Source organism: Sphingobium baderi (genome assembly GCF_001456115.1).
GTDB lineage: Bacteria > Pseudomonadota > Alphaproteobacteria > Sphingomonadales > Sphingomonadaceae > Sphingobium > Sphingobium baderi_A.
Window position 1 is genome coordinate 3,507,736 of record NZ_CP013264.1, and the last position, 14,149, is coordinate 3,521,884.

General features: G+C 60.5%; 14 protein-coding genes. 5 read left to right on the top strand and 9 right to left on the bottom strand.

Going from position 1 to position 14,149, the window contains the following annotated elements; all coding sequences use genetic code 11:
* Window positions 1-1,329 (top strand): PQQ-dependent sugar dehydrogenase, encoded by a 1,329-nt coding sequence (locus ATN00_RS17125; RefSeq protein WP_062066815.1) that lies wholly within the window; start codon window positions 1-3, stop codon window positions 1,327-1,329.
* Between the two features lie 7 nt (window positions 1,330-1,336).
* Here the strand turns inward: ATN00_RS17125 and ATN00_RS17130 are convergent, their stop codons facing one another.
* The gene (locus ATN00_RS17130; RefSeq protein ID WP_062066817.1) at window positions 1,337-2,152 is read right to left on the bottom strand and encodes an ATP-binding protein; all 816 of its coding nucleotides are present in this window, start codon (window positions 2,150-2,152) and stop codon (window positions 1,337-1,339) included.
* A 109-nt stretch (window positions 2,153-2,261) separates the two neighbouring features.
* On the opposite strand from ATN00_RS17130, the gene ATN00_RS17135 reads away from it, so the two are divergent.
* Window positions 2,262-3,218 (top strand): L-threonylcarbamoyladenylate synthase, encoded by a 957-nt coding sequence (locus tag ATN00_RS17135; protein WP_062066821.1) that lies wholly within the window; start codon window positions 2,262-2,264, stop codon window positions 3,216-3,218.
* Window positions 3,219-3,221: 3 nt separating this feature from the next.
* Here the strand turns inward: ATN00_RS17135 and ATN00_RS17140 are convergent, their stop codons facing one another.
* The 7 genes from ATN00_RS17140 to ATN00_RS17170 form a co-directional block, all read right to left on the bottom strand.
* Entirely contained in the window at window positions 3,222-3,488 is a 267-nt protein-coding gene (locus ATN00_RS17140; protein WP_062066825.1) for a hypothetical protein, read from the bottom strand.
* Window positions 3,489-3,575: 87 nt separating this feature from the next.
* The gene (msrA, locus tag ATN00_RS17145) at window positions 3,576-4,109 is read right to left on the bottom strand and encodes a peptide-methionine (S)-S-oxide reductase MsrA (protein WP_062066828.1); all 534 of its coding nucleotides are present in this window, start codon (window positions 4,107-4,109) and stop codon (window positions 3,576-3,578) included.
* A 42-nt stretch (window positions 4,110-4,151) separates the two neighbouring features.
* On the bottom strand, window positions 4,152-5,852 hold the full coding sequence (locus ATN00_RS17150) for a long-chain-fatty-acid--CoA ligase (protein WP_062066831.1): 1,701 nt from the start codon (window positions 5,850-5,852) through the stop codon (window positions 4,152-4,154).
* Between the two features lie 137 nt (window positions 5,853-5,989).
* Window positions 5,990-6,673, bottom strand: a complete 684-nt coding sequence (locus tag ATN00_RS17155; RefSeq protein ID WP_062066834.1) for a DUF1013 domain-containing protein — start codon at window positions 6,671-6,673, stop codon at window positions 5,990-5,992.
* Window positions 6,674-6,787: 114 nt separating this feature from the next.
* Window positions 6,788-7,816 carry a glycosyltransferase family 4 protein gene (locus ATN00_RS17160; RefSeq protein ID WP_062066837.1) on the bottom strand — a complete coding sequence of 343 codons (1,029 nt, stop codon included), beginning with the start codon at window positions 7,814-7,816 and terminating at the stop codon, window positions 6,788-6,790.
* Between the two features lie 11 nt (window positions 7,817-7,827).
* Window positions 7,828-8,694, bottom strand: a complete 867-nt coding sequence (locus ATN00_RS17165; RefSeq protein ID WP_062066840.1) for a UDP-2,3-diacylglucosamine diphosphatase — start codon at window positions 8,692-8,694, stop codon at window positions 7,828-7,830.
* A 101-nt stretch (window positions 8,695-8,795) separates the two neighbouring features.
* Window positions 8,796-9,800 (bottom strand): NAD(P)H-quinone oxidoreductase, encoded by a 1,005-nt coding sequence (locus tag ATN00_RS17170; protein ID WP_062066843.1) that lies wholly within the window; start codon window positions 9,798-9,800, stop codon window positions 8,796-8,798.
* A 98-nt stretch (window positions 9,801-9,898) separates the two neighbouring features.
* Between ATN00_RS17170 and ATN00_RS17175 the strand changes: the two genes are divergently transcribed.
* The 3 genes from ATN00_RS17175 (at window position 9,899) to ATN00_RS17185 (ending at window position 13,340) form a co-directional block, all read left to right on the top strand.
* On the top strand, window positions 9,899-10,096 hold the full coding sequence (locus tag ATN00_RS17175; protein ID WP_062066846.1) for a DUF1192 domain-containing protein: 198 nt from the start codon (window positions 9,899-9,901) through the stop codon (window positions 10,094-10,096).
* Between the two features lie 171 nt (window positions 10,097-10,267).
* The gene (clpA, locus tag ATN00_RS17180; protein WP_062066849.1) at window positions 10,268-12,586 is read left to right on the top strand and encodes an ATP-dependent Clp protease ATP-binding subunit ClpA; all 2,319 of its coding nucleotides are present in this window, start codon (window positions 10,268-10,270) and stop codon (window positions 12,584-12,586) included.
* A gap of 124 nt (window positions 12,587-12,710) precedes the next feature.
* On the top strand, window positions 12,711-13,340 hold the full coding sequence (locus ATN00_RS17185) for a glutathione S-transferase family protein (RefSeq protein ID WP_062066852.1): 630 nt from the start codon (window positions 12,711-12,713) through the stop codon (window positions 13,338-13,340).
* 51 nt (window positions 13,341-13,391) lie between these two features.
* Here the strand turns inward: ATN00_RS17185 and ATN00_RS17190 are convergent, their stop codons facing one another.
* A complete protein-coding gene (locus ATN00_RS17190) occupies window positions 13,392-14,132 on the bottom strand; it encodes a Bax inhibitor-1/YccA family protein (RefSeq protein WP_062068937.1) in 741 nt (246 codons plus the stop codon).
* Between the last annotated feature and the right edge of the window lie 17 nt (window positions 14,133-14,149).

The following is a 14,149-nucleotide window of genomic DNA, read 5'->3' on the forward strand; positions in this document are numbered from 1 at the left end:
ATGAAAAAGCATATCATCGCCCTCGCCCTTATCGCGCTGCTCATCGTCGGCGGCGCGTTTCTCTATTTCGCGCGAGGCGATACGGCTCAACTGGCTCCGGGCGCGGATGTAGGCAAGGAACCCGTTTTCACCACGCCACGCAACGAACTTATCCCGACCGTCAACATTGCCGAGCTAGAGGGCTGGAAAGCGGGCGAAAAGCCAGTGGCTGCGAAAGGCCTGTCCGTCAGCCGCTTTGTCGATGGGCTGACCCATCCACGGTCCATGCTGCGCCTGCCCAATGGTGACATTTTGGTCGCCGAAACCAACAGCCCGCCACGTCCGCAAAGCGGCATAGTCAATCGCATCATGAGCTATATGATGGACAAGGCGGGCGCGGGCGTTCCCTCCCCCAATCGCATCACATTGCTGCGAGATACGGATGGAGATGGACGGGCGGATACGAAAACGGCTTTCCTGACAGGTCTCAATTCGCCCTATGGCATGGCGCTGATCGGCGACACGCTCTATGTCGCCAATACCGACGCGTTGATGGCCTTCCGCTATAAGGAAGGCGAGACGAAGATCACCGAAAAGGGTCGCAAGCTTCTGAACCTGCCCGCGCAGGCCCCTAACTATCATTGGACGAAAAGCCTGACCGTCAGCCCTGAAGGGCTGCTTTATGTCGGGATTGGATCGAACAGCAATATCGGTGAAGGCGGCCTCGACAATGAACAGAACCGCGCCGCCGTGCTGGAAGTCAACCCAAAGACGGGCGAATATCGCATTTTCGCATCCGGCCTGCGAAATCCCACGGGCCTCGCCTTTGAACCCGATAGCGGCACGCTCTGGGGCGTGGTCAACGAGCGCGATATGCTGGGCAGCGATCTGGTTCCCGATTTCCTGACGCGCGTGGAATTTGGCGGCTTCTATGGCTGGCCATGGAATTATTGGGGCGGTTATGAGGATCGACGCGTCCAGCCGCAGCGCCCGGAAATCCGCGAATATACCAAACGCCCCGACTATGCTTTGGGCAACCATGTCGCACCGCTGGGCCTGTCCTTCGCCAAGGATATGAAACTGGGCGCGCCTTTCACCAATGGCGCCTTTGTCGGACTGCATGGCAGCTGGAACCGCAAGCCTGCCGCAGGCTACAAGGTCGTGTTCATATCATTCCAGAATAACGGCGAGGTCGGCACCGCCAAGCCGGTGGATGTGCTGACGGGCTTTCTCGACAAAAATGGCAAGGCCCATGGCCGCCCGGTCGATGTGACGAGCGACAGCAAGGGCGCGTTGTTGGTCAGCGATGATGTAGGCGGCGTGATCTGGCGGGTGGTGAAGGCCGACTGAGCATCGCTCAGAGCGCCAGGCCGTTCCGCCCCGCCAGCTCAACGACATATTGCCAGGCGACACGGCCAGACCGGCTCCCGCGCTGCGTCGCCCATTGGATTGCCTCCAACGGATCGAAACTGAGGCCCAGGCTGTTCGCATATCCCGATACGATATCGACATAGGCCTGCTGGTCTATGGCGTGGAAACCCAGACTCAGGCCGAAACGGTCAGACAGCGCCATCTTGTCGTCCACAACGTCCCGCGGATTGACAGGATCGTCCTGCTCCGAAAGATGTCGGGGCACGATGTGGCGACGGTTGGATGTCACATAGAGGCGTACATTACCCGGTCGCGCCGCCGTTCCGCCTTGCAGCAGGGAACGCAGCGAACGGGCGTCCCCCACCCCTTCGTCAAAGCCCAGATCATCCAGGAAAAGGACGAAAGGCCGCTTCGTTCCGCGCAAGAGAGAGAAAAGCCGGGGCAAGCTCGCAAGTTCCTCTATCGCGCATTGCAGCAAGGCCACGTCCTGCCCTTCCTGCTGAAGCCTGCCGACAACCGCCGCAACTGTCGCCGATTTGCCCGTTCCTCTCGCACCCCATAGCAATACATCATGGGCGGCATGGCCCGCAGCGTGGCGACGCGTATTTTCAAGCAGCGCCCCTTTCTGCGTGTCGATGCCAGACAGCAGCTCATAATCGACCGGATCGAATGCCTCCACCTGCCGAATAACGTCGCCGTCCCACACATAGGCCGGCGCGGTGGTCAAATCTGCGGATGGAGGAACAGGCGGCGCAAGCCGCTCAAGGGCTTGTGCAATGCGGGTCAGAAGTGCGTCGTTCATCCTGCGCGCTTAATCCCCCACCAGCGCGGCGGCAAGTCGGACGAACCTGTCATCCTTCTTTCGCATTGGCCTTTTACTGGTCTATAGAGACGTTTATAGCGCGGGGGCCGTGACCATCGCACATTCAGCCTTTTCCACGAAAATCTGCCGCTATGGCACGGAATCGCTGCGCGAAGCCGCGCTATTGATCCGCGCCGGAGAACCAGTGGCAGTGCCGACGGAAACGGTTTACGGTCTTGCCGCCGATGCGACCGACAGCAATGCCGTTGCAGCCATTTACAGTGCGAAGGGCAGACCTAGCTTCAATCCGCTGATCGTCCACGTGGCCGATCGCGCCATGGCCGAAGGACTGGCGCATTTTTCGCCACACGCCGAAAAGCTGGCGGAATATTTCTGGCCTGGCGCGCTTACGCTGGTGCTGCCGGTGCGGGAAGATAGCGGCCTTTCGCCGCTGGTCACGGCCGGTCTGCCAACGGTCGCCATCCGCCTGCCTGCTCATCCCGCGATGCGTGCGCTGATCCGGGAAAGTGGTCGGCCGCTTGCTGCTCCGTCAGCCAATCGCAGCGGTTCGATCAGCCCGACAAGGGCGGAGCATGTGCTGGCCAGTCTCAACGGCAAGATCCGCATGATCCTGGACGAAGGCCCGACCAGCGAAGGGGTGGAATCAACGATTGTGGCTCCGGAAACGGACCGCATCCGGCTGTTGCGTCCTGGCCCTGTAACGGCTGCCATGCTGGAGGAAGCAAGCGGGCTGCCTGTTATAGCGGGCGGCATCAACGCACAAATCGAAGCGCCCGGCCAAATGGAAAGCCATTATGCTCCGTCAAAACCAGTTCGCCTGCATGCCCTGAAAGCAGAAAAAAATGAATTTCTGATCGGTTTTGGGCTGATGCCGTGCAATTTCAACCTCAGCCCTGACGCGGACCTGCGGGAAGCCGCCGCCAATCTGTTCGCCGCCCTTCATCTGGCCGATGCGAGCGCCGCGAACAATATCGCCGTGGCCCCTGTTCCAGAGGAAGGTATCGGGATCGCGATCAACGACCGCCTGCGCCGCGCCGCCGCCTGATCGTCAGGGACAATTGCCATAGCCCGCGCGGCGACATTCACGCCTTTGCTCTTCAGAGGCCTTTTGTCGTTCCCGGGCTTCGCGAGCCTCCTGCTTACGCATCTTGCGGCCGTAGTTCCGGTCGGCTTCCTCGCGGCTGGTGGTTGTCCAGTCAACAGTCTGTGCACCAGCCCGCACGGGCAGCGTAACGACATCGAGCGCCGTCTTTGCCACACAGGCTGGCAACAGTAGTAAGGCAGGCAGTGCAATCCAGATCCGTTTTCCGTCCATTTTTCCATCCTTGCGATCCATCGATGGCATAGCAGGCAATGCGCCCGGCTTGCCACGGAATATGAGCTAGGATCGGCTGTCGCGAAATCAGGCTTCGATACGTTCGGCAAAGCCCTTGCGAAGCTTCGCCAGCTTGGGCGGAATGACTGCCATGCAATAGGGATTGCGATCACCGACCCGTTCCCAATATTGCTGGTGATAATCTTCCGCCGGATACCATGGCGCATCAGGCTCGACAGCCGTGACGATAGGGTTGAGCTGGTCGGCCTGCGCCAGCGCGATCCCTGCCCTTGCCTCCGCTTCCTGCTCGGGTGAATGAGGGAAGATGGCGGACCGATATTGCGTCCCGACATCATTGCCCTGCCGGTTCAGCGTCGTCGGATCATGCGTCGCAAAGAAAATGGCGAGCAGGTCGGCATAGGAAATGACCGCCGGATCATAGGTAATGCGGATCGCCTCGGCATGTCCCGTCGCGCCCGAACACACCTGTTCATAGGTCGGATCGGGCACAGCGCCGCCGATATAGCCGCTTTCCACGGACTTCACGCCCTTCAGGTTCTGATAGACCGCCTCTGTGCACCAGAAACAACCGCCGGCCAGCGTCGCGACTTCATCGGCCATGTCTTGCGTCCTTATCCTGCATGGACGCTCAGATAGGAAATGTCAGGCGGCGCTTCCAGCCTTTAGCGCATCCGCCTTTGCCTTTTCCTCAGCCACCAGTTCCTTGCGGGAAAGCTTTCCGACCAGCGTCTTGGGCAGGCTCTCGCGCACTTCCACCGCGCAGACCCGCTCATGCTTGCCCAGTTGCGGATTGAGCCATTCCTTCAGCGCCTCTCCGCTGATCGAGGCCCCTTCCTGCAAGGACACGAAAGCCTTCGGACATTCGCCATGATAGGCATCGGGAATGCCGATCACCAAGGCTTCCTTGACCTCAGGGTGGTGATACAGCACCGCCTCGACCTGGCTCGGGAAGACCTTGAACCCGCCGACGGCGATCATGTCCTTCAACCGATCCACAATCTTCACATAGCCGTCCTCGTCGATGAAGCCGACATCGCCCGTCCGCAACCAGGGGCCAATAAAGACGTCCTTGTCGGCATCGGGACGCCGCCAGTAACCCCTCATGATCTGCGGCCCGGCGAAGGTCAGTTCACCCGGCACGCCGGACGCGGCTTCCTTCGTGGGATCTTCGCGATCCACGACGCGCACGCGAGTGCCAGGAACGGGTTGCCCCACCGTGCCACTCTTGTTGAGCCCCTCATAGGGGTTGACGCAGACGACCGGGCTACTCTCGGTAAGGCCATACCCCTCCACGACCTTGGCGCCAGTCATCGCTTCGAACCGCTCCTTGATCTCCAGAGGCAGCGGCGCGCCGCCGGAAATGCAAAGGCGGAGTGAGGAGAAATCGATGTTCGGCGTCGCCGGATTATCCAGCAGCGCCTGATACATGGTCGGCACACCAGGCAGCGCCGTGGCCTTCGTCCGTTGAATCGCAGCGAGAACCTGCGTCGCATCGAAACGCGGCAGCATCACGATCTCGCCGCCGTTCAGCACCGTGCGATTGAGCGCGCAGGTATTGGCAAAAACATGGAAGAAGGGAAGCACCCCGATGATCCGGTCGGTCGATCCCGGCAACGGATCGATCATCTGCACCTGCCGCGCATTGGCGGTCAGATTCTGATGCGTCAGCATCGCGCCTTTGGGCTGGCCCGTCGTGCCGCCCGTATATTGCAGCAGGGCGACATCCTGCTCTGCATCGATCGCTGGAATCGGGTAGTTCCCATCATTGGCGATCAGGCTGGAAAAGGTCATGACGCGCGGGTCATTGGGACGAGCTGTCGTCTCGCTCCGCTTGAACAGGCGGAAGATGAAGGATTTAACGGGCGGCAGCGCGCCCGCCACCGATCCCACGATCAGCCGCTCAAGGCTGCTGTTATTGAGCACTTCCAGAGCCGTGGGCAACAGGGCGCTGGCGGACAGGGTAAAAAGAATGGTCGTGCCGCTGTCTTCGACCTGGTGCTCCAGTTCGGCGGCAGTATAAAGCGGGGAATAATTTACGACGGTCGCGCCGGCCATCATGATTCCATAATAGGCCGCGACATAATGTGGGACATTGGGCAGATACAGGCCGACCCGGTCCCCCTTTTTGATGCCCAGCCGCATCAGGCCGCAGGCGACCCGCCGGGCACCGCCACGCACTTCATCATAGGAATAGATGCGGCCGTAAAAGTCGATAAGCGGCGCATGAGGGTGGGCCTGCGCGCTTTGTTCAAACATCTCGATCATCGACATGGGCGCGAATTGCTGATCCCACGGAGTCGGATGGTTGTAACGCTCTCTCCAGATGGTTTCGTTCTTGTCCATTGGAAAGAATGTATGGAGGGCGATCACTTTACGCAAGCGTAAAGCAATAGGAAAGGGCCGCGCCACCATCGCGGCGCAGCCCTCGTTTCAAGCCATTATGGGGCCATTCCTTCCGAAGAAGAAATGACGCTACGGCATCACATATGCCCCTTGTTATCGCTGAAGGGGTCAAGCACCTTCGCCACATCGGAAATCAGTTCGGCCTCGCTGTTCAAAGCTTCCTCAGCCCGGCGTGCGGCATTGTCGCGTTCACGGCGCAGTTCCTCGATCAACGCCTCGCGATCGCCATCCAGGCGCGAATCGGTCGGTGCTTCGATCCCGGCCTTCTTCGCCGCCTTCGCGACCAGCGCATCAAGCTCGCGCTGCGAACAGAGCCCCAGCGTCACCGGGTCTTTGGGCACGATGTTCGCGATGTTCCAGTGTGTCCGGTCGCGGATCGCCGCAATGGTGGTGCGCGTAGTGCCAATCAGCTTGCCGATGGCGCCATCCGAGATCTCAGGATGGTTCCTCAGAATCCAGGCGATGCCGTCGGGCTTGTCCTGCCGCTTGGAAACCGGCGTATAACGCGGTCCCTTGGTCCGGCGCACAGGTTCCGGGCCTTTCAGCATCTTGAGGCGGTAATCCGGGCTTCCTTCGCCCTTGTGGATTTCCTCCATCGTGATTTCATGCGCGCGAACCGGGTCGCGGCCAGTATATTTGGTGCCGGCCGTATCGTCGGCGATCGCCTGCACTTCCAAAATATGAAGCCCACAGAATTCCGCGATCTGATCGAAGCTGAGCGCTGTATTGTCAACAAGCCAGCTAGCAGTCGCGTGGGGCATGAGGGGCTGAGACACGGGAACTTTCTCCACGTAAAAACAATAAGGGCCGCCCAAGCAGGGCGGCCATGACGGCTTTGGGATAATGCATGACGGCTTGCGGAGCAAGGAAAAGCGTCAGGCTGCGCCGTTCAGTCTTTCGCGGCCGATCGGGTGTAAACCAGACAGGAAATCTTCCGCGCTGTTTTCCCAGGTGAATGTCTGGCCATGGGCAGCGCACAGGCCCCGGTCGCAGCGCAAGGCGGCGGCGATCGCTTCATCCAGATCCTCAGCCAGCGCGCCCGTTGTGGCGGAGACGATGTCGACCGGTCCCGAAACCGGATAGGCTGCGACAGGCGTCCCGCAGGCAAGCGCCTCAATCATGACAAGACCGAATGTATCGGTCCGGCTGGGAAAGACGAAAACGTCCGCGCCTGCATAGGCGCCCGCCAGTGCATCGCCAAACATCGCGCCCATGAAATGCGCCTGCGGGTAAGCCCGTTCGAGCATCGAACGCGCCGGCCCATCCCCGATAACGACCTTGCTTCCGGGATGTCCGCTGGCGAGGAAAGCCTCCAGATTTTTCTCTATCGCGACGCGCCCCACATAAAGTTGGATCGGCCGGGGCAAATTCGCGAAGAGCGCAGGCGGTATCGCTTGCGGCGTAAAGGCGGCCAAATCCACCCCCCTGCCCCATGGCCTTACCTGCGCGACCCCATGGGCGCGAAGCTGCCGGCGCACGGAGCGGGTGGACACCAGCACCGCCTGCGCGGGACCGTGGAACCAGCGGATATAACGCCAGAACCATCCCGCAGGCAGGCCGGTGCGCCGCGCCACATATTCCGGGAAATGCGTGTGGTAAGCTGTGGTAAACGGCACTCCGTTCCGCAGGCACCAACGCCGCGCGGCAAGGCATAGCGGCCCTTCGGTCGCCAAATGCACGGCATCGGGCCGAAACCCGGAAATGGCCTGCCCCACCACAGCGGAGCGGACCAGCGCCAGGCGGATTTCAGGATAGGTGGGGCAGGGAATGGAGCCATAAAGATCGGGCGAGATTATCTTGACCGCATGTCCTTTGCTTAGAAGCTGCGACTGCATCATCTGAAGCGTGCGGACCACGCCGTTTATCTGGGGCTGCCAGGCGTCCGTGACGATGGCAATACGCATGGCCGCCGCCTTCACGCCGCGATGCGCGGCTGTTCGCCTACGCCGCGAGCCGCAATCTCATCTGCCCAATGGAGTATCTCCATCCGCCCGTCGAAATGCTCGACCAGGGCCGTGCAACCTTCGACCCAGTCACCATCATTATAATATTGGATGCCGCCGATCTCGCGCATTTCGGCATTGTGGATGTGGCCGCACACGACGCCATCCACGCCCCGCGCGCCCGCTTCATGCGCGACCACTTCCTCAAAGCGGGAGATAAAGGAAACGGCGTTCTTGACCTTGTGTTTCGCCATCTTCGACAGCGACCAATAGGGCAGCCCCATGCGCTGCCGCACCGCATTGACGATCACGTTGAGGCGCATGAGCATGGTGTAGGCGGCATCCCCCACGAAAGCGAGCCAACGATGGGCCAGCATGATCGTGTCGAACTCATCGCCATGCAGAACCAGCAGCTTGCGACCGTCGGCCGTATCATGGATAGCCTTGCGCCTGATCTCCACGCCGCCGAAGTTGAGGCCGGTGAATTGCCGGAACATCTCATCATGATTGCCGGGGATATAGACGACCCGCGTGCCGCGCTTGGCTCGCTTCATCATGCGCCAGACCACGTCATTATGGCTGGCGGGCCAATAAAAGCGCTTCTTCAAACGCCAGCCGTCGATGATGTCGCCAACCAGATAGATGATGTCGCTGTCGACGCTGTCGAGGAAATCGATCAGCATCTTCGCATTGCAACCGCGCGTGCCCAGATGGATGTCCGAAATCCAGATGGTGCGATAACGGCGGCGGCCATGGCCTGGCCGTTCAGGAAAATGCGGCTCCCGCATCAGACCTTCTTCGAGGTCCGACAGGAAAGGCAGGCGCGTCACAGCGTCCATCACAGTCTGTCCTCAAGGCTGTTGTCCTTGAGGCAGGAGCCTTAGCCTCCTTATGTTACAAATCCGCGCCGAATGTTACGGAAATACGACATTGCAGGGGATCAGACGGTCAGAACGATCTTCCCGAAATGCTCGCCCGCATCCATGCGCGCGTGCGCTTTTGCCGCTTCCACGAGAGGGAAGCGCTGATCCATCGCCGGCCGCAACCGGCCTTCCTCCACCATGGGCCAGACGACCCGCATCAGTTCTTCGGCGACCAGCGTCTTGAAGGAGACCGGACGGCTGCGAAGCGTCGATCCGGTCAGCGTCAACCGCTTGCTCATGATAGTGGGAAGAAACACGGTGCTTTTGGCACCGCCCAGCACGGCGATCGAAACATGGCGGCCATCTTCGGCCAGACACTCGATATTGCGCGGCACATAATCGCCGCCCACCATGTCCAGCACGGCCTGGCACCCCTCCCCGCCGGTGATGCGCCTGACCTCCGCGACGAAATCCTGCGTGCGATAGTTGATGGCGTGATGCGCGCCCCATTGCCGCGCCTGCTCGCATTTTTCGTCGCTGCCGCAGGTCACGATGATGGTGATGTCGAACAGCCGGCACAGCGTGATCGCCATGGTGCCGATGCCGCTCGTCCCGCCATGCACCAATACGGTATCGCCTTCGACCACATAGGCCCGCTCGAAAAGATTGGTCCATACGGTAAACAGCGTCTCCGGCAGGGCGGCCGCCTCGACGATATCGTAACTGTCCGGCACCGGCAGGCATTGGCCCGCGGGCGCAACCGCATATTCCGCATATCCTCCGCCCGGCAGCAGAGCGCATACCCGCTGCCCCACCAATGCTCCGGATTGGGAAGCGGCAGCCACGATGGTGCCTGATACTTCAAGTCCCGGAATATCCGGCGCTCCGGGCGGCGGCGGATATTTGCCCATGCGCTGCAGGACGTCCGGCCGATTGACGCCGGCCGCAGCTACCCGGATCAATACTTCGCCTTCCATCGGAAGCGGGACCGGACGCCGTTCCGGCACAAGCGCTTCCGGCCCACCCGGCGCGGAAATGCCGATGGCCATCATTTCATCCGGCACTGCGCTCTCAAAACCCATGACTCGCCGCCCCCGATCGCATTGCTACATCATAGAAATCGCATGTGAAGTTTGCGCCCTTATTGACAGACTGCCTTGCAGGGTCAACATTGGCTTTCATGGACTTGGACGACGATCTGCCACGCAAGGCCGATAATCCGCTGGCCCAGTTGATCCGACAGGATTTGGGGCCGTTGTCCGTTGCCGATCTGGAAGCGCGTATCAAAGCGCTGGAGGGTGAATTAGCCCGAACCCGATCAAAGATTGAAAGCGCCGTTAACCATAAGGCAACCGCCGAGGCGTTATTCAAGCGATGAACCCGCGCCTCGCCCCTAGCGACCCCAGGATGGGCTTTCATTCTTCGGGTTTTCTGGGGCACGGGCAGTCCGGCAATTCCGGCGATCAGGACAGGCATCTTGATCCGCCGTCGAGCAATGCCGACATATGGTTCAAGATCGCCCCTTCTTGGGGCCAGGAGTAGAACAGACATGCCATCTTTCGCACCCGCTCTCGAGACCACGCTGCACAATGCGCTGACTCATGCGTCCGAGCGTCATCATGAATATGCGACGCTGGAGCATCTCCTGCTCGCCCTGATCGACGACGAGCATGCGTCGAAAGTGATGCAGGCCTGCGGCGTGGAGCTTGGCGAACTGGGCGACGCCGTCACCCAATATCTCGACCATGAACTCGACAGCCTGAAGGTGGAGGGCCAGTCCGACCCCTCCCCCACCAGCGGTTTTCAGCGCGTCGTCCAGCGCGCGATCCTGCACGTCCAGTCATCCGGCAAGGATGAGGTGACGGGCGCCAATGTCCTCGTCGCGCTCTTTTCGGAGCGGGAGAGCTATGCCGTCTATTTCCTCCAGCAGCAGGATATGAGCCGCCTCGACGCGGTCAGCTATATCAGCCACGGCGTCGGTAAGGGCACGTCCGCGCCCGAAGCGCGCGAAGCGAAGGGCGCTCAGGAAGAAGAAAAGAAGGCGCAGGACAGCAAGGGCAAGAAGGACAGCGCCCTGGAGCAGTTCACCGTCAACCTCAACGAAAAGGCCGAGCGGGGTAAGGTCGATCCGCTGATCGGCCGCGCGGCCGAAGTCGACCGGACGATCCAGATCCTCTGCCGCCGATCGAAGAACAACCCGCTCTATGTAGGCGATCCGGGCGTCGGCAAGACAGCCATCGCCGAAGGTCTGGCGCGCAAGATCATAGAGGGCGACGTGCCCGACGTGCTCAGGGAAGCCGTGATCTATTCGCTCGACATGGGCGCGCTGCTTGCCGGAACCCGCTATCGCGGCGATTTCGAGGAGCGGCTGAAGGCCGTCGTCACCGAGCTTGAGAAGATGCCTCATGCGGTGCTCTTCATCGACGAAATCCACACCGTCATCGGCGCGGGCGCGACCAGCGGCGGCGCGATGGATGCGTCCAACCTGCTGAAACCTGCCTTGTCCGGCGGTACGATCCGCTGCATCGGCTCGACCACCTACAAGGAATTTCGCAATCATTTCGAGAAGGACCGCGCCCTGCTGCGCCGGTTCCAGAAGATCGACGTCAACGAACCCACGGTAGAGGACACGATCAAGATTCTCGCGGGCCTGCGGAGCGCCTTTGAGGAGCATCACAACGTCAAATATACGCCCGACGCGATCAAGTCGGCGGTCGAGCTTTCGGCTCGCTACATCAACGACCGCAAGCTTCCCGACAAAGCCATCGATGTGATTGATGAAGTCGGGGCGATGCAGATGCTGGTAGTGCCTTCAAAGCGCAAGAAAACGATCACCCCCAAGGAGATCGAAGCGGTCATCGCCACCATGGCGCGCATCCCGCCCAAGACGGTGTCGAGCGACGACAAGACGGTGCTGGGCGCGCTGGACACCGATCTCAAGCGCGTGGTCTTCGGCCAGGACAAGGCGATCGAGGTGCTCAGTTCCGCGATCAAGCTGTCCCGCGCGGGACTGCGCGATCCGGACAAGCCGATCGGCAACTATCTCTTCTCCGGCCCCACCGGCGTCGGCAAGACAGAGGTCGCGCGCCAGCTCGCCAACCTGCTCGGCATCCCGCTCCAGCGTTTCGACATGTCGGAATATATGGAGCGCCACTCGGTCAGCCGCCTGATCGGCGCGCCTCCGGGTTATGTCGGCTATGATCAGGGCGGCCTGCTGACCGACGCGGTGGATCAGAATCCGCACAGCGTCCTGCTGCTGGACGAGATCGAAAAGGCGCATCCCGACTTGTTCAACATCCTGTTGCAGGTCATGGATAACGGCCGCCTGACCGATCACCACGGCAAGACCGTCGATTTCCGCAATACTATCCTCATCATGACCACCAATGCCGGTGCGTCGGACATGGAGAAGGAGAGCATCGGTTTCGGCAACATCACGCGCGGCGATGTGCAGGAGGATGCGGTGAAGAAGCTTTTCACCCCCGAATTCCGCAACCGTCTCGATGCAGTGGTTCCCTTCGGCTATCTGCCGCCGGAAATCGTCGCCCGCGTCATCGACAAGTTCGTGCTCCAGCTCGAACTGCAACTGGCCGACCGCGATGTCCACATCACGCTGGACGATGATGCGAAGGCATGGCTGACGGCGCGCGGCTATGACAAGCTCTATGGCGCGCGTCCCATGGGCCGTCTGATGCAGGAGAAGATCAAGCAGCCGCTGGCCGAGGAACTTCTGTTCGGCAAGCTCGTCCATGGCGGTGAAGTCCATGTCCGGCTGAAGGACGATGCCCTCGCCTTCGAAATCACGCCCGCCGCGCCCAAAAAGGGCAAGAAGGGTGGCAAGCCGAAGGCAGCCGAACAGGCAAAATAAGCGTCGGGTAATTCGGATAGAAAAGGGCGGCCTCCGGCTGCCCTTTTTTATATCCCTGCCGTCGTAAAGTGGCCCCCTACCTTCCGAACCTGCTACAGCATGGCAAAGCCAAGGGAGAGCTTCGATGGCAGAGATCACCTTCTACACAAACCCCATGTCACGCGGCCAGATCGTGCGATGGATGCTGGAGGAGGTTGGCGAACCATATGACCTCGTCCCACTCGACTATGGCACCGGCATGAAGGCATCCGACTACCTCGCCATCAATCCCATGGGCAAAGTTCCCGCTATCGTCCATGCCGGAAAAACGATCACCGAAGCCGCAGCCATCTGCGCCTATCTGGCTGATGCCTTCCCGGCGGCCCATCTTGCTCCGCCTATTGACCGCCGCGCCGATTATTACCGCTGGCTCTTTTTCGCGGCTGGCCCCGTGGAAGCGGCGGTGACCAACAAGGCTCTCGGCTTCATCATCCCGGAAGGCCGGGAACGAATGGCGGGATATGGAACGTTCGACCACACCATAGATGCATTGGAAAGCGCCGTTTCAGGCCCCGGCTGGATTTGCAGCGATCAGTTTACCGCAGCCGATGTCTATGTCGGCGCGCAGATTGATTGGGGACTTCAATTCGGCACCATTCCCAACCGCCCATCCTTTGATGCCTATGCCGTCCGCCTTCGCGACCGTCCCGGCTATCAGCGGCAGAGGGAATTGGACAATGCTCTGATCGCCAAGATGCAGCGAAACAGCCAATAAAAAGCCCGGCAGAATGAACCGCCGGGCCTTCCCATCAAATATAATCTTTGCTCAGTCCCGGCTGCTACCCATGAAGCGCAGCAGGAACAGGAACATGTTGATGAAGTCGAGATAAAGGTTCAGCGCCCCCATCACGACCGACTTGCCCATCATATCCGTGCCCGCGACATGGGCGTAGATGCTCTTGATTTTCTGCGTGTCATAGGCCGTCAGGCCCGCGAACAGCAAAACGCCGACGACGCTGATCACCAGATCCATAACGCTGGAACGCAGGAACAGGTTGATGAGGCATGCCACCAGCAAGCCCACGAGCCCCATGATGAGGAAGGTGCCAAAGCCTGACAAATCCTTCTTCGTCGTATAGCCCCACAGGCTCAATCCCGCGAAGGCTGCTGCCGTGGCAAAAAAAGTCTGCGCGATCGACGTGCCGGTATAAACCAGGAAGATCGACGCCAGCGACAGGCCCATCACCGCGGCATAGGCCCAGAACATCGCCTGCATTGCAAAAGTCGAAAGCCGGTTTACGCCAAAGCTCATCACCATGACGAAGACAAGCGGGGCGAACATGATGACATATTTCAGGATGCCGGGGCCTGCCAGGATCTGCAACGCCAGACCGCTGGAGGCGAACAGCATGGCGACCAAACCCGTCAGCAGAACGCCGCTCGCCATATAGTTATAAACCGACAGCATATAGGCCCGCAGGCCAGCGTCAAACGCCTCGCCGCGCGCTACCGTGGCGCCGCCGCCAAAGCCCGCAATGTCGGAACGGGGGTCGGACCAGTTGGCCATGAGTAAATTCTCCTTCG

Coding starts and splice junctions, on each gene's coding strand:
- msrA (WP_062066828.1), bottom strand. CDS start 4,109: ATGGCCGATGAAGTCGCGACGCTGGCCGGCGGTTGTTTCTGGTGCACA.
- ATN00_RS17190 (WP_062068937.1), bottom strand. CDS start 14,132: ATGGCCAACTGGTCCGACCCCCGTTCCGACATTGCGGGCTTTGGCGGC.
- ATN00_RS17155 (WP_062066834.1), bottom strand. CDS start 6,673: ATGCCCCACGCGACTGCTAGCTGGCTTGTTGACAATACAGCGCTCAGC.
- ATN00_RS17160 (WP_062066837.1), bottom strand. CDS start 7,816: ATGCGTATTGCCATCGTCACGGACGCCTGGCAGCCCCAGATAAACGGC.
- ATN00_RS17170 (WP_062066843.1), bottom strand. CDS start 9,800: ATGGGTTTTGAGAGCGCAGTGCCGGATGAAATGATGGCCATCGGCATT.
- ATN00_RS17150 (WP_062066831.1), bottom strand. CDS start 5,852: ATGGACAAGAACGAAACCATCTGGAGAGAGCGTTACAACCATCCGACT.
- ATN00_RS17140 (WP_062066825.1), bottom strand. CDS start 3,488: ATGGACGGAAAACGGATCTGGATTGCACTGCCTGCCTTACTACTGTTG.
- ATN00_RS17130 (WP_062066817.1), bottom strand. CDS start 2,152: ATGAACGACGCACTTCTGACCCGCATTGCACAAGCCCTTGAGCGGCTT.
- ATN00_RS17185 (WP_062066852.1), top strand. CDS start 12,711: ATGGCAGAGATCACCTTCTACACAAACCCCATGTCACGCGGCCAGATC.
- clpA (WP_062066849.1), top strand. CDS start 10,268: ATGCCATCTTTCGCACCCGCTCTCGAGACCACGCTGCACAATGCGCTG.
- ATN00_RS17125 (WP_062066815.1), top strand. CDS start 1: ATGAAAAAGCATATCATCGCCCTCGCCCTTATCGCGCTGCTCATCGTC.
- ATN00_RS17165 (WP_062066840.1), bottom strand. CDS start 8,694: ATGGACGCTGTGACGCGCCTGCCTTTCCTGTCGGACCTCGAAGAAGGT.
- ATN00_RS17175 (WP_062066846.1), top strand. CDS start 9,899: ATGGACTTGGACGACGATCTGCCACGCAAGGCCGATAATCCGCTGGCC.